Here is a 21,412-nt window from a genome sequence, read left to right on the forward strand (position 1 = left end):
AAGATGGTGCCTTCAACGCGCTCATTGGCGTTGTACTTCTCTTCGAGCTTGACCCAGCTCTCTTCGCGGCGGGCCTTCTCGCGGCTGAGGACGGCTTCACCAACGGCGTTCTCGACGCGGTCGACATAGACCTCGACTTCCGAGCCCACGGTGATGGTGCCGTCGCGGCCAGCCTGGCCGAATTCCTTCAGCGGGACGCGGCCTTCGGTCTTGAGACCAACGTCAACAATGGCCAGGTCCTTTTCGATGGCAACGACACGACCCTTGACGACGGTGCCTTCGGCGGCATCGTTGTCGACAAAGGAGTCGAGGAGCATCGATTCAAAATCTTCTTTCGTCACAGTCTGCTGTGCCAAATCATTTCTCCGGCGCCGGTGGTTGGGGGTTTCTGCACCTGGTCCGAATGCGGGTCCGCTTCGGCAAATGCCGAAGCCGGCGCACGGAGCACCGCTTCAAGAGACAGGTTGATTGGGTATTTCCATAAGTCCGGGCCAGCGCCTTGGATGATCGTTCCAAAGAACACGGCTCAAGGTGGAAATTAAGAGGGCTCGTGCCCCCCTGCCTTGAGCGCCATGACCTTGTCGACAATCGCGATGGCAGCGCGGAGTGCGGCCTCTATACCCATTTGTGTCGTGTCGAGCAAGTGCGCATCGGCGGCCTGGTAGAAGCCGCCATGGGGGTTGAGCATGTCGCGCGCGTCGCGCTCCTCGATCTGGTGAAACAGCGCATAGCGGTCCACCACCTCGCCCCGCGCTTCCAATTGCCGCGCCCGGCGCTCCATGCGCGCCTTGCTGTCGGCCTGGATGAACAGTTTCACATCAGCATCGGGGCAGATCTTGGTGCCGATGTCGCGCCCGTCGAGCACCGCGCCACCGGGGCGGGTGGCAAAGGACCGCTGAAAGTCGAAAAGCGCCGCCCGCACCCCGGCAATCACCGCCACCTTGGAGGCCAGCACACCGGTATCGGCCGCGGTCAGCGCCGCAATGTTCTCAAGATGCGCCGCATCGAGCGCCTGGGCGGTCGCGATGGCGGCCGGTTCGAAATCAGGCTGATCGACCTTGCCAGCCACCGCCAGCCCGACCGCTCGATACAGCAGGCCGGTGTCCAGATGCGGCAGGCCATAATGCCGGGCCAATCCCGCAGCCAGCGTACCCTTGCCAGAGGCGGCGGGTCCATCCACGGCGATGATCATGTCCTGTCCCCAAATCGTGTTCGGCTCGCCCAAGCCGATAGCGGCGCCGAACGGGAAGGGCAAGGGCCCGCGCGGCCCTGTCTGGCGAGGTCCGTGGCGGGAGGCGGGCGGCCTTGCCGCATTTTACGTTTGACAGGGCAGGGCTTTGCCCATAACCGGACTGACCGAAATGGGCGCTTGCGGCATTGAAGCGCCCGATACTCTCCTTTTTTCGTATGAGGCATGAGAGATGGCCAACGAACGCGGTACCAAGCGGACCGACCCCGATACCGGCAAGAAGTTCTACGATCTCAACATGGACCCGATCGTCTCGCCCTATACCGGCAAGAGCTATCCCCGGTCCTTCTTCGAAGCCCTTCCCGGCAAGCCGAGCCCGGCGACCGCCCGCAAGATCGATGACGAGGATGACAACGAGGAAGAGGACGAGGTCGAAGAGACCGCAGGTCCCGAAATCGTCAGCCTCGAGGAAGCCGATGCCGAAGAGAATGGCGACGATATCCCTGATGTCGAGGATGTCGAGGTCGATGAAGACCTGGGCGACGACGATGAAGACACCTTCCTCGAAGAAGACGAAGACGAGGACGACAGCCTCGGCTTTGACGTCGGCGACGACGAAGATCGTTGATTTCATTGAGTTTTTCTTGCCGGGCGGGATAATCGCCCGGCGGGATAAAAAAGTGTCATTTAGGCACTTGCGCCGCGCGGAATGATCCAATAGGTTCCGCCTCGCTTCGGACGGGGACTGCCCCGGAAGAACCCAACACACTCGACAGGGCACGCACTTCGCCCCCTGTCCGGATGGGGCCATAGCTCAGCTGGGAGAGCGCTTGCATGGCATGCAAGAGGTCAGCGGTTCGATCCCGCTTGGCTCCACCACTTCGCCACAGGTCTGCTTAGCAGATCGAGCGTTTCCGTGAAGCGATCAAAAGCAAGAAGGCCTTGAGCGCTATGCGCGAAAGGCGAGCTGCTCTGCAGCTTCGGCTTGGAATCCTTTAGGCTTCCACAGTGGCTCAGCCGATCGTGTGTGACAAAAAAGGAAGTCTCGATTCGTACTAGGCTATTTGCAAACCTGGTGGGGTTTGGCCATGCACTATGTCTATATTTTTCGAAGCCAGAGCGGGAGAGAACAGCCGGAGCGGCACATTTCAGGGGCGGTCAGCGACACCGCGAAATATGTGCCATGGCCGGTCAAGACCTATCTTGCTTTCGGGGATGGGGCCTGGCCCCGGCTTTCGAAAATACCTCAAATCAGCCTCCGGTCGCGCCTTTAGCAGGAGGCATCTGTGTATCCCACTCCCCCTCCTGACCCCGTTTGACACGCTCCCCTGATCTGACATCGTCTGTCAGACCTCAGGAATCACCCGTGCCGCGCAAACCCGTTCTCCTCTCCTCGACAAAAGCCCGCGCCATCTGGATGCGCGCCCAGCGTCTGGACGAAACCGAGCCGTTCGGCGCCGGTCCAGCCGCCGCGCAGGCGGCTATTGAGCAGCTCGGTTATGTGCAGATCGATACGATCAATGTCATCGAGCGCTGCCATCATCACATCCTATACGCCCGCATTCCTGCCTATAAGCGCAGCGACCTGGCGCATCTGCAGTCGAGTGAAAAATCGGCCTTCGAATACTGGACCCATGCGCTGAGCTATGTGCCCACGGCCGACCTGCCCTATTTCATCCCCGCCATGAAGGCCTATCGGGAAACCCCCAGCGCCTGGTTCGGCTCGGTGACCAAGGCCGAGGTCAGCGCCATGACGCGGCGCCTCAAGACCGAGGGGCCTCTGTCCATCCGCGACATCGACGACGACCAACTGGTGGACAAGACCCATCCCTGGGCCAGCCGCAAGCCCTCCAAGCGGGTGTTGCAGCTGATGTTTTACCAGGGCCTCGTGGCCATTGCGGCGCGCGAGGGCATGGTCAAGACCTATGACCTGATTGGCCGCCATTTCGGTTGGGAGAAAAACCCGCGCCCCGCCACCGAGCGGCAGGTGACGGCTTATCTGCTTGATCGGGCGTTGCGCAGCCAGGGCGTGGTCAGCCTCGATTCCATCTGCCATCTCAATGCCCCGGCCAAGAAGCCCGTGCGTGAACTGATCGAGGCCCGCGTCAAGCGCCGTCAGCTCCTGCCGGTCACGCTTGAGGGCGCCGAAAAGGTCCCGCACTGGACGACGCCTGCGGCACTCGAGACCGCGGCGCTCAACCCGGCCCATCGCGTGCATATCCTCTCGCCCTTCGATCCGCTGATCATCCAGCGCAAGCGGTTGAAGCTCATCTTCGGCTATGACCACATTTTTGAAGCCTATGTCCCCGCCGCCAAGCGCCAATACGGCTATTTCGCCCTGCCGGTGCTGGTTGATGACCGGGTCGTCGCCGCCGTTGATATGAAGACCGACCGGCAGGCGGGCAAGCTCCTCGTCCAGAAATGGACCTGGCTGGCGGATGTGGGGGCCGAGGCGAAAGCGGCGATTGACGTGGAGCTGGGGCGGTTCGAGCGGTTCCAACTTCAAGCCGGGCGGTAGGCAAATTCGCTCCATCGGAGCGAATTTGCCTTCGTCACAGCGCGAAGCTACAAGTCCTGCCGCGCATTGGGGACATTCATGGCCACCTATACCGATATTGCCCGGCGGGTTTACAACCACACGTTCAAGCTCGACCCGATCATCCGGAGCCTGCTCGATACCGATTTCTACAAGCTCCTGATGCTGCAGATGATCTGGGGGCTCTATCCCAAGGTCGAGGCCACGTTCAGCCTCATCAACCGCACCACTTCGGTGCGATTGGCCGAGGAGATCGATATCGACGAGCTGCGCGCCCAGCTCGACCACTGCCGCACCCTGCGCTTTTCCAAAAAGGAAATGATCTGGTTGGCCGGTAACACCTTCTACGGTTCCCGGCACATCTTCCAGCCCGGCTTCCTGCGTTGGCTGGAAAATTTCCAGCTGCCCGAATATCGGCTGGAAAAGCGCGATGGGCAGTTCGTGCTCGAGTTTCCCGGTCTTTGGGTCGAAACCACCATGTGGGAAATCCCGGCCCTCGCCATCATCAACGAGTTGCGCTCCCGCGCCGCCATGAAAAGCTATGGGCCCTTCACGCTTGATGTGCTCTATGCCCGCGCCAAGGCCAAGATGTGGGAGAAGGTCGAGCGGCTGGCCAAGCTGCCGGATTTGAAGATTTCCGATTTCGGCACGCGGCGGCGCCACTCCTTCCTCTGGCAGCGCTGGTGCGTGGAGGCCCTCAAGGAGGGCATCGGCGCCAACATGACCGGCACCTCCAATGTCAAGCTGGCCATGGACAATGATCTGGAGGCCCTGGGCACCAATGCCCATGAGCTGCCCATGGTGCTGGCAGCCTTGGCCCGCTCCGACGAGGAACTGCGCGAGGCACCCTATCGGGTGCTGCAGGATTGGAAGAGCTATTATGGCGGCAATCTGCTGATCGTCTTGCCCGACGCGTTCGGCACCGACGCCTTTTTGCGCGATGCGCCGGACTGGGTTGCCGACTGGACCGGCTTCCGCCCCGATTCGGCCCCGGCGATCGAGGGCGGGGAGAAGATCATCGACTTCTGGACATCGCGGGGCCGCGACCCGAAGGAAAAGCTGCTGATCTTTTCCGACGGGCTCGATGTCGACATGATCGAGGAAGCCTATCTGCATTTTGATGGCAGGGTGCGCATGAGCTTTGGCTGGGGGACCAACCTCACCAATGATTTCGAAGGCTGTGCGCCCGAACCCAATCCGGGCCTCAAGCCCATTTCCATCGTCGCCAAGGTCTCTGAGGCCAATGGTCGCCCGGCAGTCAAGCTGTCCGATAATCCAGCCAAGGCCACGGGTGACAAATCAGAGATTGCGCGCTATCTGCGCATCTTTGGAAGTGCCGGCATGGTCGAACACGCCGTGCGCGTCTAATTGCGCTGCCGCGAACCGTTCTGGTCCGCGGTCATTCACAAATATTGCCGTCCCTGTGGAGAACCCCAATGGGGTTCGCCGCGTTAGGGCTCGATGAACCATCTCCGGTCAGCTTGGCCGGCGGGGGCTCTGCGGAGCCAGTTATGAGTCTTGAATTGATCGATATTGCCCTGGCCGAGCGCCAGCCCCACCCCAAACTTGCCGAGCGCATGACCGGAAAGGTGCGTGCGGTTCTGACCGAAACCATTGGCGGACAGGAAGTCAGGCACGAGATCATGGTGCCTGTGTGGATGGATGTTCAGCAGGGCATGAGCGAAGAGGACATCGAGCTCGGCCTGATGGTCAAGGCCGCTGATATTGTCGGCCGCCTTAAGCAGCATATGGGAAACCTGGCCGGCTGATTGCGGTCACAGCCCCTGGCGCCGCACCTCTTCGAGAAATTTCCGCTGAATGGCGGTCAATTCCTGCGCCTTGCGTTCGGTCACCGGCTGCGGCGTTGGCATGGGCGCGGCATGGGCTGGCTCGACATGGTGGCGCCAGGCCGGGCCCGTGGCATAGCGTCTGGCGCGTTCCTTGAGCTTTTCCAGTTGGGCCCGCCGCTCGTCGCGCACAAACCAGACAATAGCCGCTGCCACGATGGCCCACACTGCCAACAATTCCCAGACCATGTCCGCCTCCGCAAAATTACGGAGACCGTCATAGCTAATAGATCCTTAACGGGAAAAGCGCTGATGCTTGTTAGGCTTAACCGGTAAACTTGTACCGGTTGGCGATCACGCCGGCAATTTGCCACCCCGGTTGAGCGCCACCAGCATGGCCCGGACCTGGTTTTCGGCGGCCTTGCTGACCGCCTTGCGATTATCGCCCTGGTTGAGCGGCAGCGGTGTTCCGAAGGCCACGGTCACATCCTTGACCGGTCCGGACAGGATCTCGGCGATGTTCTGCTTGACCGATTTCGACTTGATCCAGGCAATCAGCGATCGCTCATTGCGGCTGACCGGCAACCCCTGCAATTTGGTGTAGGCAATGGTCAGGGGCTGGATCATCACATCCTTGGCGCCGGCCTCGACCATGGCATGCTGGGCTGCCCCGATCAGGGCTGAGCGGAACGGCAGCACATGGGTGCCGATATCCGATTGCCCCTCGGCAAACAGCAGTACGGCATTGCCGCCGGCCATATGCTGGCCCATGGCCTGGGCGGTTCGGCCGGCGTCGGATCGGCGTGTCCGGTCCACATAGATGGTGCGCTGCAGGTTGGCCATCATGCCCACAAAGGGCCATTTGCCCACTTCGCTCTTGGCCACGAAAGTCACATCGGCGACCGACCCGATGGCGACAATGTCGGTCCAGGAAATGTGGTTCGAGACCAGCAGCGTTGCCCGGCCATGCGAAGGCTCGCCGATGACCCGGACGCGCAGGCCCAGGAAAACGCAGCCCAGGCGGTGAAACAGGCGCGGCAACACATTCCAGAAGGGCAGCTTGAGCAGCAGTATCAGCGCCTGAAGCGGAATGACCACCAGCATGAAAGGCACGAAGACAAACAGGAAAAAAACAATCCTGAAGATCATTTGGTCGGCTCGTCCTTGGTCGACTTGTCGGAAAGCGGCACGGCATAGAGTTCGAGCCGGTGATCGACAAGCCGGTATCCCAGCCGCTTGGCGATCACTTCCTGGATGGCCTCGATCTCTTCGTTGCGAAACTCGATGACCGTCCCGGTGCGGATGTCGATCAGGTGGTCATGGTGCTCGTCCGGGATCAGCTCGAACCGGGCCCGACCATCCTTGAAGTCATGCTTGGTCACCAGCCCGGCTTCTTCGAACAGGTTCACCGTCCGGTACACGGTCGAAAGCGAGATGCGGGGGTCGAGGGCCGAGGCGCGGCGATAGAGCTCTTCCACGTCGGGGTGATCGGAGGCGTCCTCGATCACGCGGGCAATGGTCCGCCGCTGGTCGGTCATGCGCATGCCGCGCGCGACACAGGCCTCTTCCAGGGTGGGGTCCGCGGGGTTTCTGTTCACGCCATCGCTCCCTGCCCTATGCACATGCTGACGGGTTACCCAAGATCGCGTGCCATGACAAGCGCAGTGGCAGCGCTGCCATCGGGCCGGGCATAATAGCCCTTGCGCGACGAGATTGTGGAAAAGCCGAGCGTCTCGTAAAGCCGGACTGCGGCTGTGTTCTGCTCGTCAACCTCGAGGAACATGCGCCTGACCGGCGACAGCATCAGGTCGGCAAAGACCGCATCCATCAGCGCGCGGCCGACACCCTTGCCGCGCCATTTGGGGTCCACGGCAATGGTCAGAAGTTCGGCCTCGTCGGCGACCATGCGGATCAGGGCAAAGCCGGCAATGCGGCGGCGCGCATCGCAGGCGACATAGGCGGGGCTCGCCTTGTCTTCGACAAAGCTGATGAAATCGCTGCTGGGCCAGCCGCGGTAAAAGCTCTGGCCGTGGATGCGCGCCATCTCCTTGGCATCACCGGTCTCGGCCGGCTCGACATGCAGTCCCCCAGGTGCCATCCAGAACTTGAGCATCAGGCCCGCCTCGGAATGCGGGCCGCATCCTGCGGCTTGGCGTCGGCATCGCGCACATAGCTGGCGTGCGGAGGATAATCCGCCGGGTCGACCAAAGCGGCGAAGCGGGCCATGGCGGCAATATCGACAAATGGGGATTGAATGAGGTTTGCGCCAGCGGGCACTGCGGCCATGGCGGCATCCATGGGCAAAAGGCGCGGCCCATCGCCGGCGACGCCGGGCTCGGCAAAATATTCGTAATAGGCCTCACCGCGCCGGGCATCGAGCAGCACGGCAACCGGTCCCGACTTGGCGCCCAGCGAAATGGCAAGCAGGCTGGGCAGGCCCAGCACCGGCACTTTGAGCGCCACGCCCAGTCCACGTGCGGCGGAAAGCCCGATCCGGAGGCCAGTGAACGATCCGGGTCCGGTGGTAACGGCGACCCGGTCGAGGTCGGCATAGCTCAGGCCATTGCGCGCCAACAGGGATTCTAGGTGGCCAAAGAGCAGTTCGGCATGGCCCTTGGCGATTTCCACCACCTCGATATCCGCGCTGCCATCGGCCCGCAGCAGCGCCAGCTGCAGGCGCGGCGCGGCAGTGTCGATGGCAAGGGTGACAGGATGGGTCATGGGGCTGGCCTCCCCCTCACCCGAATCGGCCAATCCACCTGGTCCTCATGGAGTGAAGGTGGCGCAGCGCTCGACGAGGGGGTTATCGGCACCACGCTGCACTCCTAGCCTTCACATTCACCCAAGTCCACCGCCAAAACCAAAGCCGGCAACGCCGCCTTGACGCCCAAACCCGAGGCGACCACCTTGCCCGCATGTCCAGTGATTCGATCCTCTCTTCGCCATGACCTGGCTCGCTGAAACGGCCATGTTGAGTCATGGTTGGCGGCGCTTCCTGCTGCTGCTGGTTGCCGGAGCATTGGCCGGCCTCTCGGCACCACCATTTTTCATCCTGCCAGCGCTATTCCTGGCCATGCCCATTTGGGTGTGGGCGCTGGATGGCGCCGAACGGCTCGGTGGTTGGCGGCGACTGTTCGGTCCGGCCTTTTCCATCGGTTTCGCCTTTGGACTCGGCTATTTCCTTGTGGTCTTCCATTGGCTGGGTGCGGCCTTTTTCGTGGATGGCGGCTGGGTGCTGGCGGCCATGCCATTGGCCATTTTCGCGCTGTCCGCCCTCATCGCGCTGTTCTGGGGGCTTGCCAGCGCCCTGGCACATCTGAGCTGGAGCCATGGCTGGGTCCGCATCTTGACCCTGTCCGCTTGGCTGGCGGCGGCGGAATTCGCCCGTGGGCACCTGTTCACCGGCTTCCCCTTCGACCTACTTGGCTACAGCCTCACCGGCACCGATGAGTTGATGCAGCTTGCCTCGGTCATCGGGGTCTACGGCCTCACCTTCCTGGCCCCGCTCCTGGCCATGACCCCGGCCCTGGTATGGCCGGCCGACAATCGCGGCTGGTCGCAGCGCCTGGCACCCCTCTTTCTCGCCCTGCTGGTGATCGCCGGCCAGCTCGCCTATGGCTGGAATCGCCTTGGCGGCACGGTCTCGACCGAGCGGCAGGACATGGCCCTGCGCCTGGTGCAGCCGCTGGTCTATGAACATGCCGATTTCGGCAATGTCGATCCGGTCGCCCTCATCGACCGGCTGCTGATGCTCTCGGACATGCGCATGAACCCCAATGACCAGGGGCTGAGCGACATCACCCATCTGGTCTGGCCCGAATCAAGCCTGCCCTTCTTCCTTGAGACCTATCCCGAAGCCCTGGCGCGCATTGCCCGCCTTCTGCCCGAGCAGACGACCCTCCTTGCCGGTGTGCCGCGCCGACCCTTCGAGCCGGGCGCCGGCACCAGCGATGCCCCACCCTATAATTCGGTGGTGGCCATCGACACCAATGGCGAAGTGGTGGCCAGCTATGACAAGTCCCATCTGGTGCCGTTCGGCGAATATCTGCCTTTTGCCGATGTCTTTGGCCGCCTGGGCATCAAGCAATTTGTCCCGGGAGCGGATGGCTGGTCAGGAGGGGACGTTCGCCGGCGCCTGATGAGCCTCCCCAACGCACCGGCGCCCCTGGTGCTGGTGTGCTACGAAGTCATCTTCTCTGGCGATCTGGGCGAAGTGGCCGCGGCGCAATTCCTGCTCAATCTGACCAACGACGCCTGGTTCGACGGATCGATCGGCCCGGCCCAGCACGCCCATCATGCCCGCCTCCGCGCCGTCGAGGAAGGCATGAGCCTGGTGCGCGCTGCCAATACCGGCCTCACCTTCGCCACCGATCCACTGGGCCGGGTCACGGCCGAACTGGCGCCGGGGGAAATGGCCGTGCTCGACCTGCGCCCGCATGAGCGGCTCAACGGCACGGTGTTCCAGTCGGTGCGGCACTGGCCGTTCCTGATTGCCGTGGTGGCCGGCATTGTGGCGGGCTTTCTGGCCGCGCGACGTACCCGGCGCATGCCGCCCCAATAGCAAAACCCCGACCGCATTGCTGCAGTCGGGGTTTTGAGAAATTGGTGCCCAGAAAAGGACTCGAACCTTCACGCCTTGCGGCACACGGACCTGAACCGTGCGCGTCTACCAATTCCGCCATCTGGGCGACGGCGGTGTGTCTATGGTGGCGGCGGGGCATTGTCAATGCGCTTTCACCGAGATTGTCAGAAGTTTGCACCGTCCCAGTGTTTGATCGTCGTCCGGTCCACCGGCGGCGGCTGATCGAAGCAATTGACATTGACCATGACCATTTCATTGCCCTGGCCGTCGCTGCCGCGTGCGAAGGACTCGATCCCGCAGGTCTTGCAGAACAAATGGTCGATCCGCTCGCTGTTGAAGTGGTAGAGTACCAGATTGTCCTCCCCCATATGCAGGGTGAACTGGCTGGCCGGCAGCGATTGCATCACCCAGCCCAGCCGCCGGCAGCGCGAGCAATTGCACTCGGCCAGGCCGGAAAGATCGGTATGGGCGGTGAAGCGCACGGCGCCGCAATGGCATTGGCCGTGATAGTCTTGCGCCTGGGGCATTGTGTGTCTCCCTTTTGATGGAACAAAAACAGAACAAAGGACCGGAAGAGTCAAGTTCTTTCCCGCACAAGAAGCGGCCGCCAAGGCTCGACAGGACAAGACGAGCTGCGCTAGAAGCGGAGCCAAAGTGTCCAGCCCTGATCTGACGGAGCCCCACCATGGATCGCAACGCCCCCAAGCTCGTCACCATTTTTGGCGGGTCGGGATTTGTCGGCAACCATCTGGTGCAATTGCTCGCCCGCCAGGGCTATCGCATTCGCGTCGCGGTCCGCCGCCCGGACCTTGCCGGTGAAGTGCGCATGTTCGGCAGCGTCGGCCAGGTCGTCCCGGTCCAGGCCAATCTGCGCAACGAGCCTTCGGTGCAGCGCGCCGTCGCCGGGGCCGACATCGTTATCAACCTGGTGGGGATCGGCCATCAGGCCGGCAAGCAGAGCTTCCAGGCCGTTCATGTCGATGGTGCTGCCAGCGTCGCCCGCGCCGCCAAGGCGGCCGGTGCTCGGGCCCTGGTGCATATGTCGGCTCTGGGTGTCGATGTGGCGGCCAGTGTCAGCGCCTATGCCGCCTCCAAGCTCGCGGGCGAGAAGGCTGTGCTCGAGGCCTATCCCGATGCCGTTATTGTCCGGCCCTCGATCATGTTCGGCCAGGGCGACGGTTTCTTCAACCTGATGGGCACACTGGCGCGCCTCATGCCGGTCATGCCGCTGATCTCGGGCAAGACGCAGTTCCAGCCGGTCTATGTCGGCGACGTGGCCGAAGCCATGGCCAAGGCCGCCGAAGGCGCCGTCAAGCCCGGCCGCATCTATGAGCTGGGCGGGCCGGACGTGGAGAGCCACAAGGCACTGATGCAGCGCATCCTGCGTGAAGCCGGTCGTGATCGCATGCTGGTCTCGGTGCCTTCGGGCCTGATGAAAATCCTGGCCGCCCTTATGGGCATCCTGCCCTTCAAGCCCCTGATTACGCCTGATCAGGTCGAACTGCTTGGCGTCGACAATGTTGTCTCCGAAGCGGCCAGGAAGGACAAGCGCACCCTGGCGGCCTTCGGCATTACTCCCACCAGCATGGACAAGATCCTGCCCACCTATATGTGGCGATTCCGCCGTCACGGGCAGTTCGATCGCGACGATGCCTCGCCGGGTGCCGGCGTCACCATCTAGGCGCTTGTGATCCTTCTTGTCGCCGCACCTATGTCGCCGGTTTCCATGGCGGCAGGACCGTGTGGCAGGCGGTGGCGATACGGGTGATGAGCTCTTCAATGCGCTCTTCGCCCCGCCTTTCCCGCAGCACATAAATGCCGGTCACGGAGCGCTTGGGTTCGTCGCGCTGTTGCACCTCGAACAGGCCGCGCCGCCCGAACTCCTCGCCCATCACATGCGTGTGCACCAGCACCGCGTCGGTCGCCAGCGCATAGTCCACGCAGGCGGCCAGCGAATTGGTGCGAAAGGCCACGCTGGTGCGGTCGAATACGGTTTCTACCCGGGTGCGCCGGCGGGCCGGATCAAAGAACCGTTCATGGCGGCTTTCAGCCAGCGAACTGATGACGATGGGATAGGTGTCGATCTCGGCCAGGCTCTGCGCGCGCTCCAGCAGGGGGTGCCCCGCGCGCACGAAAAAGGCGTTGTAGACCCGGGTCAGCGGGATGAAGTCGGTGCCGATGGCGCCGCTGAGGCCATCGATCTCATGGGCCAGGAACATCGAGATATCGCCAGACAGCATCTGGTCCATCAAGCGCAATTGATTGCCCAGGCTCACCTGTACCGGGGCCTTTGGGTGCTCGCGCTGATAGGCGATGACCATTTCGCGCAGGAACATGGACCACCAGGAATAGCCTGAGCCGATCGACATGCCCCGCTCTGCGCCGCGTTTCTGATCGGCAATGGCGGTCAACGTATTGTCATAGAGCCGGCGCATCAGCCGGGCGTTTTCGTACAGCGTCTCTCCATAGCGGGTCAGTTGCATGCCGCGCGAGGAACGCTCGAACAGCGGTGCTCCCACGGTTTGCTCGAGCTTGTTCATGTTAAAGCTCAGCGTCGGCTGGGTGATCAGCAGCGCCGTTGCCGCTCCGCTAAGCGAGCCGGCATCGGCGACAGCAAGAAACTGGGTCAAAAGCTTGTCCAAAACCCGCCCTCCTCATCGTCACGGGGTATAGATATTTTCGATAGTGTCGCCGATATTTCGTAGTTCTCCAATTGGCTTTTTTGCGTCAAGGTCGGCAGCCAGTGGAGATGACTGCCGTAAGGCGGATCGCCACCTCGCTTGCCTTCCACCCCCTTCAGCTTGCCCTGGTTCGGGTTCGATCATGGGGGAAGGTCCGGCAAACGAGCTTCCATACAAGTGAGTTGCTGTCAGTGCTTCTTGTATGGTAGAGGCGTAACTAGCTGGTTATTTTGGAGAGAGGCGCGAGCCTTCAACTCCACGACAGCGGGAACTTTTGATGATTGACAACACCATCACAGGTCCTAACGTAGTAACCAGTTGGTGATTTAGCGGCGGGGAGGCCGCGGTCACGCTCCGGTTCCGCGAGGCGGAACAGCAATGGTTCATGGGAGGAAAAACATGACAATTCGACTTGGACGCCGCCAGTTCCTGATGGGTTCTTCGGCGCTGCTGGCCGCCGGCGCCGCCGGCTTCAGCCCCGCATTCGCCCAGGCCGCCGGCCTGCGCCAGTTTTTCTGGGGTGGTCAGGCGCGCGCCGACCGTACCTATGCGGTCAATGACCTGTTCGCTGCCGCCAAGGGCACTTCGGTGGATTCGAGCTTCCTGGGTTGGGGCGATTACTGGCCCAAGCTGGCGACCGAAACCGCTGGCGGCAATGCTCCCGATATCGTCCAGATGGACTACCGCTATATCGTTGAATACGCCAAGCGCAACGCCATCGCCCCGCTCGATGACTATGTCGGCGGCGCCCTCAAGCTTGATGGTTTCGACCAGGACCAGCTTGAAGGCGGCAAGGTCGATGGCGCGCTCTACGGCATCTCGCTGGGCGCCAATTCGGTGGCACAGCTGGTCAATCTGGCGGCCTTCGAGGAAGCCGGTATCGAGCCGCCCAACCGCGACACCACCTATGACGATATCCGCGCCATGGGCGAGGCCTTCAATGCGGCCAATATCCGCGGCGGCCTCAAGGTCATCGCCGACGGCTCGGGTTCCGAACCCATGCTCGACAACTGGCTGCGCCAGAAGGGCCTGGCCCTCTACACCGCCGATGGCAAGCTGGGCTTTGGCGCCGACGAAGCCATTGAGTGGTTTACGCTCTGGAAGGGCTTCCGCGATGACGGCATCTGCGTAAGCGCGGAAGACCAGGCTCTCGATACCAACGGGCCGCTGGAAACCACCATGGTTGTGTTGGGCAAGTCGGCCATGATGCCGTCCAACTCCAACCAGCTGGTCGCCTTCCAGACCCTGATGACCGATCCGCTCACCATCACCAACTATCCGCGCATCGCGCCGGGCGTGGGTGGCGGGCACTACCGCAAGCCCTCCATGTTCTTCTCGGTCGGCGGTTCGTCGGGCAACAAGGAACTGGCCGCCGAATATCTCAGCTTCTTCGTCAACGATCTCGAAGCGGCCAAGGTGCTCGGCGTCGAACGCGGCATTCCCTGCGTCTCCTCGGTCCGCGAGGCCATTGCGCCTGACCTGAATGACCAGGATCAGATCGCGCTCAACTTCGTGGCCAATCTGGGTGACCTGCTTGGCCCTCTGCCGCCGCCGCCGCCGGCTGCTGCGGGCGAAATCGACGCCTCGCTGCTCCGCGTGCTCAGCCAGGAAGTGGCCTTCGGTGCCCGCTCGCCGGAAGATGCCGGCCAGTACTTCGTGACCGAAGCTGCCGCCATCCTCGAGCGCGCTGCCTGATCGGGACGAAACCATGGCCACGCAAGTCGATATTTCATCCAATGGTACCGGCCGCGTGGCCAGTCCAAGCTTCTGGTCCGGGGTGTGGCAAAACCACGCCCCGGGCTACCTCTTCCTTCTACCCTGGCTGATCGGCTTTCTGGGCCTGACCATCGGGCCGATCCTGACTTCGCTCTATCTCAGCTTCACCGATTTCGATCTGCTCACCGCGCCCGATTGGGTGGGCACGGACAATTATGTCCGCATGTTCACCAATGATCCGAAATTTGCCGCCTCCATGCGGGTCACCTTCGTCTTCGTGATCTTCTCGGTGCCGCTCAAGCTGGCTTTTGCTCTCGGTGTGGCGCTGCTGCTCAATCGCGGCATGAAGGGCCTGCCGCTCTACCGCGCCCTGTTCTACCTGCCCAGCCTGCTTGGTGCCTCGGTCGCGATCGCCATTCTCTGGCGCCAGATTTTCGCCGGCAATGGCCTGGTCAACCAGTTCCTGGCCAATTTCGGCATCCAGGGCCCCAGCTGGATATCCAATCCCAATTATTCGCTGTGGACGCTGATTATCCTCGCCATCTGGCAGTTCGGCTCGCCCATGATCATTTTCCTCGCCGGTCTCAGGCAGATCCCGCAGGACATGTATGAGGCGGCCAGCCTGGACGGCGCTGGTAAATGGCGTCAGTTCTGGAAGATTACCCTGCCCATGCTCACCCCGGTGGTGTTCTTCAACGCCATCATCCAGACCATCGAGGCCTTCAAGAGCTTCACCCCGTCCTTCATCATCTCGGCGGGCACCGGTGGGCCGATCAATTCGACCCTGTTCTATACGCTCAATCTCTACAACGAGGCCTTCGGCTTCTTCCGCATGGGCTATGCCTCGGCCCTGGCCTGGGTGCTTCTGGCCATTGTGGCCCTCTTCACTGCCTTCTCGTTCCTGACGTCGAAATATTGGGTGCATTATGACGACTGATGCAGAACGCCTCACCGTTGTCACGGCCGCCTCTCCGGGTCGCCGCCGCCTGTTCTCGATCCTGGCCCATATCGTGCTGATCGGCGTCTCGATCATCATGCTTTATCCGCTACTCTGGTTGCTGGCGGCGTCCTTCCGTCCGGAAAACGAGATCTTCACTTCCGGCGTGTCGATCATGCCCTCGGTCAATTGGAGCTTTGATTCCTATTTCAGGGGCTGGAATGGCCTCAGGATCGGCTTCGGCCAGCTCTTCATCAATTCCTTCGTCATCTCGGCCCTGTCGGTGATCGGCAATCTGATCGCCTGCTCGCTGGCGGCCTACGCCTTTGCCCGGCTCGAATTTGCCGGCCGGCGCTTCTGGTTCGCCATGATGCTGATGACGCTGATGCTGCCCTATCAGGTCACGCTCATTCCGCAATATGTGCTGTTCCTGAACCTGTATTGGGTCAACACCATCCTGCCTCTGGTCGTGCCCAAATTCCTGGCCGCCGATGCCTTCTTCATTTTCCTGATGGTGCAGTTCTTCCGTGGCATTCCACGCGAACTGGATGAGGCCGCGCGCATGGATGGGGCCGGCCCCTGGCGGATCTACTGGAAGATCATGTTGCCGCTCTCCACGCCCGTGCTGGCGACGGCGGCAATCTTCACCTTCATCTGGACCTGGGACGACTTCTTCGGCCCGCTGATCTACCTGAGCGATCTGCGTCAATATACTGTCATGCTGGGTCTCCGGACCTTCACCGACAATACCGGCATGTCCGATTATGGCGGCATGTTCGCCATGAGCGTGCTCAGCCTGGTGCCGATCTTCGTCTTCTTCCTCCTCTTCCAGCGTCTGCTCATCGAGGGCATTGCCACCACCGGCATGAAACGCTGATCACCATCGCCGCGACGCCGTTCGAGACGGTGTCCGGCACCCATAACGACCAGGACTTCTGACTGATGACCATCAAATTTGCCGCCATCGGCATCAACCATGCCCATATCTACGGGCAGGTGGATTGTTTGAAGCGCGCCGGCGCCGAGTTTGTCGCCTTCCACGCGATCGAGGACGATCTCGCCAAGACCTTCGGGGAAAAATATCCCGAGGCCAAACGCGTGGCCGACCCGGCGGCCATCCTTGAGGATGCGTCAATCCAGGTCGTTGTCACCGCCGCCATCCCTGGCGACCGCGCCGACATCTGCCTGGCCGCAATGCGCCATGGCAAGGACGTGCTGACCGACAAGCCGGGCATGACCACGTTCGCCCAGCTCGAGGAAATCCAGCGGGTGCAAAAGGAAACCGGCCGCATTTTCTCGGTGCTCTATTCCGAACACTTTGAAGTCCCCGCCGCGGTCGAGGCCGGCAATCTCATCGCCAAGGGGGCGATCGGGCAGGTGATCAACACCGTTGGCCTTGGCCCGCATTCGCTGCGCCTCAACAACCGCCCCGACTGGTTCTTCACCCGCAAGCGCTATGGCGGCATCCTCTGCGACATCGCCAGCCACCAGTTCGAGCAGTTCCTGTTCTTCTCGGGCGCCATGGATGGTGAAGTGGTTTCGGCCAGTGTCGCCAATCGCGGTCACCCCGAAAAGCCTGGGCTGCAGGACCTCGGTGATGCCCATGTGCGCACCGCCACCACCTCGGGCTATATCCGCGTCGACTGGTTCACCCCCGAGGGCCTGCCCACCTGGGGCGATGGGCGCCTGACCATTCTGGGCACCGAGGGCTATATCGAGCTCAGGAAATATGTCGATATTGCCGGTCGTCCGGGGGAAAACCATCTCTTCCTGGTCGACAAGAAGGGTGTCCAGCATATCGACTGCTCCAATGTCGATCTGCCCTTCGGCCGCCAGTTTCTTGACGATGTCCGCAACCGCACCGAGACGGCCATGCCGCAGATCCGCTGCTACAATGCCATGAAGATGGCGCTGACGGCCCAGCAGATGGCCGAGACCGGAACGGAGTGGGCCCAATGAGCCGTGTATTGAACGTCGCCGTCGTTGGCTGTGGCATTGGCCGCTCGCACATTGTCGAGGGCTATCTGCCCAATGCCGACAAGTTCAAGGTGGTGGCCCTGTGCGATCTCAATGAGGAGCGCCTCGACCAGGTCGGGGAGGAATTCGGCATCGAGCGCCGCATCGTCAATTTCGACGATCTGCTGGCCATGGAGGATATCGACGTCATCGATGTCTGCACCCCGCCGGGCGCCCATCTGCTCATGGTCACCCAGAGCCTCAAGGCCGGCAAGCATGTGGTGTGCGAAAAGCCGCTGGTCGGTTCGCTCAAGGATGTCGACACCATTCTCGAGATCGAAAAGACTGCCAAGGGCAAGCTGATGCCGGTGTTCCAATACCGCTTCGGCAATGGCATCGAGCAGGCCAAGGCCATCATTGATGCCGGCATTGCCGGCAAGCCCTATTGCGGCACGGTAGAAACCATGTGGCGCCGCGAAGCCCCCTATTATGCCGTGCCCTGGCGCGGCAAGTGGAAGACCGAGCTGGGCGGCGTGCTCATGGGCCACGCCATCCACCCGCACGATATCTTCACTTATTTGATGGGCGATATCGCCCGCGTCTTCGGTCGCGTCGCCACCCGCGTCAACCCGATCGAGGTGGAAGACACCATTTCCGCCTCGCTGGAGATGAAGTCCGGGGCGCTGGCCAGCTTCACCGCTACCCTGGGCTCGGTCGACGAGATCACCCGCATCCGCCTGCAGTTCGAACACGTCACCTTCGAAAGCGACCACGCTCCCTATAATCCGGGCAAGGAACCCTGGAAGATCCTGCCGCGCAACGATCAGGTCAGGGCCCGGATCGACGAGCTCTTGGCCAATTGGCAGCACGTGCCGTCGCGCTTCCAGACCCAGATGGCGCGGTTCCACGATGCCATTTTCGGCAAGGGCGAACTGCCGGTCACCAGCGCCGACAGCCGCCGCGCGCTGGAGCTGGTGACCGCCTTCTACCATTCTTCGTCCACCCATTCCGAAGTCGTGCTGCCGCTCGGCCCCGATCATCCGCTCTACCAGAGCTGGGTGCCGGCCGAGTTCCGCTAACACCAGGGAGACATGACCATGGCAACCTCGATCCAGCTGCGACAGATCAAAAAAGCCTATGGCGATGTGCAGGTCATCCACGGGGTTGATCTGACCATCGAGCCAGGCGATTTCACCGTCTTTGTCGGTCCCTCCGGCTGCGGCAAGTCCACCCTTCTGCGCATGATCGCCGGCCTTGAGCCGATCACCGGCGGCGATCTGCTGATCGACGGGCAGCGCATGAATGAGGTGCCGGCGGCCAAGCGCGGCATTGCCATGGTGTTCCAGTCCTATGCGCTCTACCCGCATATGAGCGTCTACCAGAACCTCGCCTTCGGCCTCGAAACGGCGAAGATGCCGAAGGCCGAGATCGAGTCCCGCGTGCAGAGGGCCGCCGAGATCCTCAAGATCGAGCCGCTCCTCAAACGCAAGCCCAAGCAATTGTCCGGCGGGCAGCGCCAGCGCGTGGCCATCGGCCGCGCCATTGTGCGCGAACCCAAGATTTTCCTCTTCGACGAGCCGTTGTCCAATCTCGATGCCGAGCTGCGCGTCGCCATGCGCGTCGAGATTGCCAAGCTGCACAATGATCTGGGGAACACCATGATCTATGTGACCCACGACCAGGTCGAAGCCATGACCATGGCCGACAAGATCGTCGTCCTGCGCGCCGGGGTCATCGAACAGGCCGGGGCGCCGCTCGAGCTCTACAACAACCCGCGCAATCTGTTCGTGGCCGGCTTTATCGGCTCACCCAAGATGAACTTCCTCACCGCCACCGTCGAAGGCGCTACGCTCAAGACCGGCGGGGTTGGGCTCGATCTTGGCCGCGAAATTGCCGGTGCCACCACGCTTGGCATCCGTCCCGAGCACATCACCATTGCCGAAGGCTCTGGGGTCAAATTTGCCGAAGTGACGGTGGACCTGGTTGAAAATCTCGGTGGCCAGACCGTGGTTTATGCCACGACCAAGGACGGGCAGGGCCTCACCATCGTGCTTGAAGGCCAGCGCAGCGTTGACCTCGGAACCAAGGTTTCCGCCTATGTCGACCCGGCCAAGGCCCATCTGTTCGATGCCCAGGGCATGGCGATACGCTAGCGTCGGGCACGACCGCAACGCGATCACACATCGTCACCCTCGGCCTTGCGCCGAGGGTGTTTTTTTGTCCGGCGGGGTGGGTTGGGGATCGGCGGCCTTCATTACGGAAACCCGAGACGAATCCGCCTCCAGGCTTGGGCTAGTAGGCCTGCCCAAACTGGATCTCTATCTTCTGGTAACCCGCCTTTGGCCCGTCGTAGCAATGATAGAGTTCCCGGCTTTCGCCAGAAAACGCATGACGGGACAGTTCAATCGCCTTGATCAGTGGCGCATATCCCTGGGTAAAAAGTGTGCGGATTGGACCTTGATGCATGTGAGCCGCCACCATGATTGGCTCGAGATGCATGAGCTCAAACGGACCATCATAGGACGCAGGCCTGGAAATCGGCCTGCAGCAGCGCCAGTCAAACGGCGTCTTGCCGTCCTTGGGGAGATTATGTGAGATAAATATCCAGGGATCACCCGGAGCTAGTCCCGAGCGTTTGATATCGGCATCAATTTGCGGACATAATTCGGCGGCTGCGGCTTTGACCTGCGGAATTGTCAGGCGCCGGCTCTGGCTCAAGGCCCATAGGTCCTCTGTCTCAACAATTTTCATTGCTCACCTCTCGACCCACGATTATCCGGCGTCGAGATGGCAGGCAAACTCAACTGTAGATTGCTGTTCCCATTTGGCGCTGAATCAGACGCCATGTTAGCAAGAACTTCCAGCAATTATGGGTTTTGCGTGTAAATCGGACGCTCGTTCCATGCGCTGATGGCCGGAAGGAGCGGGTGGGTGACCGGTGGCTTGGGGGAGGGGGAGGGGACGGCCCGCTCTTTGCAGGACAAGTGCAAAAAAGCGGACCTATCGTCGATATAGCCGCGAGCGTGCATGGAAGTCCGTCAACGCGTTCGCATCTGCTCGACACCTTCCTCCCATGTGACTATTGGGGCGTACCCCAACTCTTCACGGGCGCGGCGGTCGGACATGGTAAAATCATAGCCGACAAGACGCAGCATCTGGCGGGTCAGAGGCGGTTCACCCTCGAGGCGGAATGTCCGCCATACCGTTTCCATGACCGTTGCCATCAGCCAGGCGACACCAAGCGGCGCAGACTTGTCTCCCGCGTCGACACCCTGGGTTGCCAGCAAGGTGCCCATCATCTCCCGCATCGAGCGATCCTGTCCATCAGTCACGAAATAGGTGCGTCCACCGGTTGCACGCTCAGCTGCCAGCACAGCGGCATGGCAGATGTTCTCGACGTGTGCCGTGGACATCAAACTCTTGCCGCCACCTGGCCATCTGAACCGTCCCGCCTGCACATTCTTGATTGTCTCGTGAATCATCGGCATGCCTGCGCCCCAGATCATTGGGGGGAGGATGATTGCGGTGCGCATGCCCGCAGGGTCATCAGCCGCGAGTACCAGTTTCTGTGCGCGCCCCTTGGAGGCGGTGTATGGTGCCCATTTTGGGAATGTCTGCGGCGCGTCTTCAGTGACACCGAGCATTGGTTTGCCATCACCCATGACGACAGCTCCGGCACCGATCTGGACGAAGCGCTTCACACCCTGCGCTTTTGCTGCCGCCAGAACGTTGCGGGTACCATCGACATTCGCACGTTCAAACGCTTCATGTGTCCCCCACAGCTTGAACAGCGCCGCCGCATGAAAAACCACTTCGGCGTCGCCGATACCTTGCTGGAGCTTGGCTACGCTATCGAGCGCCCCTTGAACTGGCTCCGCGCCCAGCGCCTTCAGCCTGGCGCTGTCGGCCGGCGACCGGTGTAGGGCTCGAACCTGCCAACCTCTCTGCACCAGCATCCTAATGAGTCGGCCACCCAGAAAACCTGTGCTTCCAGTCACAAATGCCTTTGTCATTCTCGCATCCCTTCA

23 protein-coding genes and 2 tRNA genes are annotated in these 21,412 nt (G+C 61.7%); 13 read left to right on the forward strand and 12 right to left on the reverse strand.

Translation table 11 applies throughout. The features are described from left to right. Both QZ564_RS13970 and QZ564_RS13975 read right to left on the reverse strand, forming a co-directional pair. On the reverse strand, nt 1-356 hold a 356-nt coding region (locus tag QZ564_RS13970), incomplete at its 3' end, for a S1 RNA-binding domain-containing protein (RefSeq protein ID WP_297111058.1). Between the two features lie 182 nt (nt 357-538). Then, entirely contained in the window at nt 539-1,192 is a 654-nt protein-coding gene (locus QZ564_RS13975; RefSeq protein WP_297111060.1) for a (d)CMP kinase, read from the reverse strand. 229 nt (nt 1,193-1,421) lie between these two features. On the opposite strand from QZ564_RS13975, the gene QZ564_RS13980 reads away from it, so the two are divergent. From QZ564_RS13980 to QZ564_RS14000, 5 genes are all read left to right on the forward strand, one after another. After that, a complete protein-coding gene (locus QZ564_RS13980; protein WP_297111063.1) occupies nt 1,422-1,817 on the forward strand; it encodes a TIGR02300 family protein in 396 nt (131 codons plus the stop codon). A gap of 175 nt (nt 1,818-1,992) precedes the next feature. Beyond that, nucleotides 1,993-2,068 (forward strand) — tRNA-Ala (locus QZ564_RS13985). Nucleotides 2,069-2,606: 538 nt separating this feature from the next. Continuing rightward, nucleotides 2,607-3,707: a crosslink repair DNA glycosylase YcaQ family protein gene (locus QZ564_RS13990; protein ID WP_297111141.1), complete on the forward strand. Its 1,101-nt coding sequence runs from the start codon at nt 2,607-2,609 to the stop codon at nt 3,705-3,707. Between the two features lie 78 nt (nt 3,708-3,785). Then, on the forward strand, nt 3,786-5,093 hold the full coding sequence (pncB, locus tag QZ564_RS13995) for a nicotinate phosphoribosyltransferase (protein WP_297111066.1): 1,308 nt from the start codon (nt 3,786-3,788) through the stop codon (nt 5,091-5,093). Nucleotides 5,094-5,236: 143 nt separating this feature from the next. Further along, the gene (locus tag QZ564_RS14000; RefSeq protein WP_297111069.1) at nt 5,237-5,494 is read left to right on the forward strand and encodes a hypothetical protein; all 258 of its coding nucleotides are present in this window, start codon (nt 5,237-5,239) and stop codon (nt 5,492-5,494) included. Nucleotides 5,495-5,500: 6 nt separating this feature from the next. Here the strand turns inward: QZ564_RS14000 and QZ564_RS14005 are convergent, their stop codons facing one another. From QZ564_RS14005 to tsaB, 5 genes are all read right to left on the reverse strand, one after another. Next, nucleotides 5,501-5,761 carry a hypothetical protein gene (locus QZ564_RS14005; protein WP_297111072.1) on the reverse strand — a complete coding sequence of 87 codons (261 nt, stop codon included), beginning with the start codon at nt 5,759-5,761 and terminating at the stop codon, nt 5,501-5,503. A gap of 105 nt (nt 5,762-5,866) precedes the next feature. Continuing rightward, complete coding sequence (locus QZ564_RS14010; RefSeq protein ID WP_297111075.1) at nt 5,867-6,661, reverse strand: lysophospholipid acyltransferase family protein; 795 nt, start codon at nt 6,659-6,661, stop codon at nt 5,867-5,869. Beyond that, entirely contained in the window at nt 6,658-7,056 is a 399-nt protein-coding gene (locus QZ564_RS14015; RefSeq protein ID WP_297111146.1) for a Fur family transcriptional regulator, read from the reverse strand. The genes QZ564_RS14010 and QZ564_RS14015 overlap by 4 nt, the downstream gene beginning before the upstream one ends. A gap of 89 nt (nt 7,057-7,145) precedes the next feature. Then, nucleotides 7,146-7,625: a ribosomal protein S18-alanine N-acetyltransferase gene (rimI, locus tag QZ564_RS14020; RefSeq protein WP_297111078.1), complete on the reverse strand. Its 480-nt coding sequence runs from the start codon at nt 7,623-7,625 to the stop codon at nt 7,146-7,148. Continuing rightward, on the reverse strand, nt 7,625-8,233 hold the full coding sequence (gene tsaB, locus QZ564_RS14025) for a tRNA (adenosine(37)-N6)-threonylcarbamoyltransferase complex dimerization subunit type 1 TsaB (protein ID WP_297111081.1): 609 nt from the start codon (nt 8,231-8,233) through the stop codon (nt 7,625-7,627). The genes rimI and tsaB overlap by 1 nt, the downstream gene beginning before the upstream one ends. A gap of 223 nt (nt 8,234-8,456) precedes the next feature. On the opposite strand from tsaB, the gene lnt reads away from it, so the two are divergent. Further along, a complete protein-coding gene (gene lnt, locus QZ564_RS14030) occupies nt 8,457-10,073 on the forward strand; it encodes an apolipoprotein N-acyltransferase (protein WP_297111084.1) in 1,617 nt (538 codons plus the stop codon). 42 nt (nt 10,074-10,115) lie between these two features. Here the strand turns inward: lnt and QZ564_RS14035 are convergent. After that, nucleotides 10,116-10,200, reverse strand: a tRNA-Leu gene (locus tag QZ564_RS14035). A 58-nt stretch (nt 10,201-10,258) separates the two neighbouring features. After that, the gene (locus QZ564_RS14040; RefSeq protein WP_297111087.1) at nt 10,259-10,621 is read right to left on the reverse strand and encodes a GFA family protein; all 363 of its coding nucleotides are present in this window, start codon (nt 10,619-10,621) and stop codon (nt 10,259-10,261) included. Between the two features lie 158 nt (nt 10,622-10,779). Between QZ564_RS14040 and QZ564_RS14045 the strand changes: the two genes are divergently transcribed. Beyond that, complete coding sequence (locus tag QZ564_RS14045) at nt 10,780-11,775, forward strand: complex I NDUFA9 subunit family protein (RefSeq protein ID WP_297111091.1); 996 nt, start codon at nt 10,780-10,782, stop codon at nt 11,773-11,775. A 28-nt stretch (nt 11,776-11,803) separates the two neighbouring features. Here QZ564_RS14045 and QZ564_RS14050 read toward each other — a convergent pair whose 3' ends face one another. Further along, nucleotides 11,804-12,736, reverse strand: a complete 933-nt coding sequence (locus QZ564_RS14050) for a LysR family transcriptional regulator (protein WP_297111096.1) — start codon at nt 12,734-12,736, stop codon at nt 11,804-11,806. Nucleotides 12,737-13,174: 438 nt separating this feature from the next. Here QZ564_RS14050 and QZ564_RS14055 point away from each other — a divergent pair, with 438 nt between their 5' ends. The 6 genes from QZ564_RS14055 (at nt 13,175) to ugpC (ending at nt 19,537) form a co-directional block, all read left to right on the forward strand. Next, a complete protein-coding gene (locus tag QZ564_RS14055) occupies nt 13,175-14,470 on the forward strand; it encodes an extracellular solute-binding protein (RefSeq protein ID WP_297111098.1) in 1,296 nt (431 codons plus the stop codon). Nucleotides 14,471-14,483: 13 nt separating this feature from the next. Beyond that, the gene (locus QZ564_RS14060) at nt 14,484-15,428 is read left to right on the forward strand and encodes a sugar ABC transporter permease (protein ID WP_297111100.1); all 945 of its coding nucleotides are present in this window, start codon (nt 14,484-14,486) and stop codon (nt 15,426-15,428) included. After that, the gene (locus QZ564_RS14065) at nt 15,418-16,305 is read left to right on the forward strand and encodes a carbohydrate ABC transporter permease (RefSeq protein WP_297111103.1); all 888 of its coding nucleotides are present in this window, start codon (nt 15,418-15,420) and stop codon (nt 16,303-16,305) included. Before QZ564_RS14060 ends, QZ564_RS14065 begins: the two co-directional genes overlap by 11 nt. 62 nt (nt 16,306-16,367) lie before the next feature. Next, nucleotides 16,368-17,387, forward strand: coding sequence for a Gfo/Idh/MocA family oxidoreductase (locus QZ564_RS14070; protein ID WP_297111148.1), 1,020 nt, complete (start codon nt 16,368-16,370; stop codon nt 17,385-17,387). After that, nucleotides 17,384-18,463, forward strand: coding sequence for a Gfo/Idh/MocA family oxidoreductase (locus tag QZ564_RS14075; protein WP_297111107.1), 1,080 nt, complete (start codon nt 17,384-17,386; stop codon nt 18,461-18,463). Before QZ564_RS14070 ends, QZ564_RS14075 begins: the two co-directional genes overlap by 4 nt. Nucleotides 18,464-18,481: 18 nt before the next feature. Beyond that, nucleotides 18,482-19,537, forward strand: a complete 1,056-nt coding sequence (gene ugpC, locus QZ564_RS14080) for a sn-glycerol-3-phosphate ABC transporter ATP-binding protein UgpC (RefSeq protein WP_297111109.1) — start codon at nt 18,482-18,484, stop codon at nt 19,535-19,537. Nucleotides 19,538-19,676: 139 nt separating this feature from the next. Here ugpC and QZ564_RS14085 read toward each other — a convergent pair whose 3' ends face one another. After that, a complete protein-coding gene (locus QZ564_RS14085; protein WP_297111112.1) occupies nt 19,677-20,135 on the reverse strand; it encodes a hypothetical protein in 459 nt (152 codons plus the stop codon). A gap of 287 nt (nt 20,136-20,422) precedes the next feature. Further along, complete coding sequence (locus QZ564_RS14090; protein WP_297111115.1) at nt 20,423-21,397, reverse strand: NAD-dependent epimerase/dehydratase family protein; 975 nt, start codon at nt 21,395-21,397, stop codon at nt 20,423-20,425. Nucleotides 21,398-21,412: the final 15 nt, after the last annotated feature.

This window comes from uncultured Devosia sp., from assembly GCF_913055165.1.
In the GTDB taxonomy this organism is placed as follows: Bacteria; Pseudomonadota; Alphaproteobacteria; order Rhizobiales; family Devosiaceae; genus Devosia.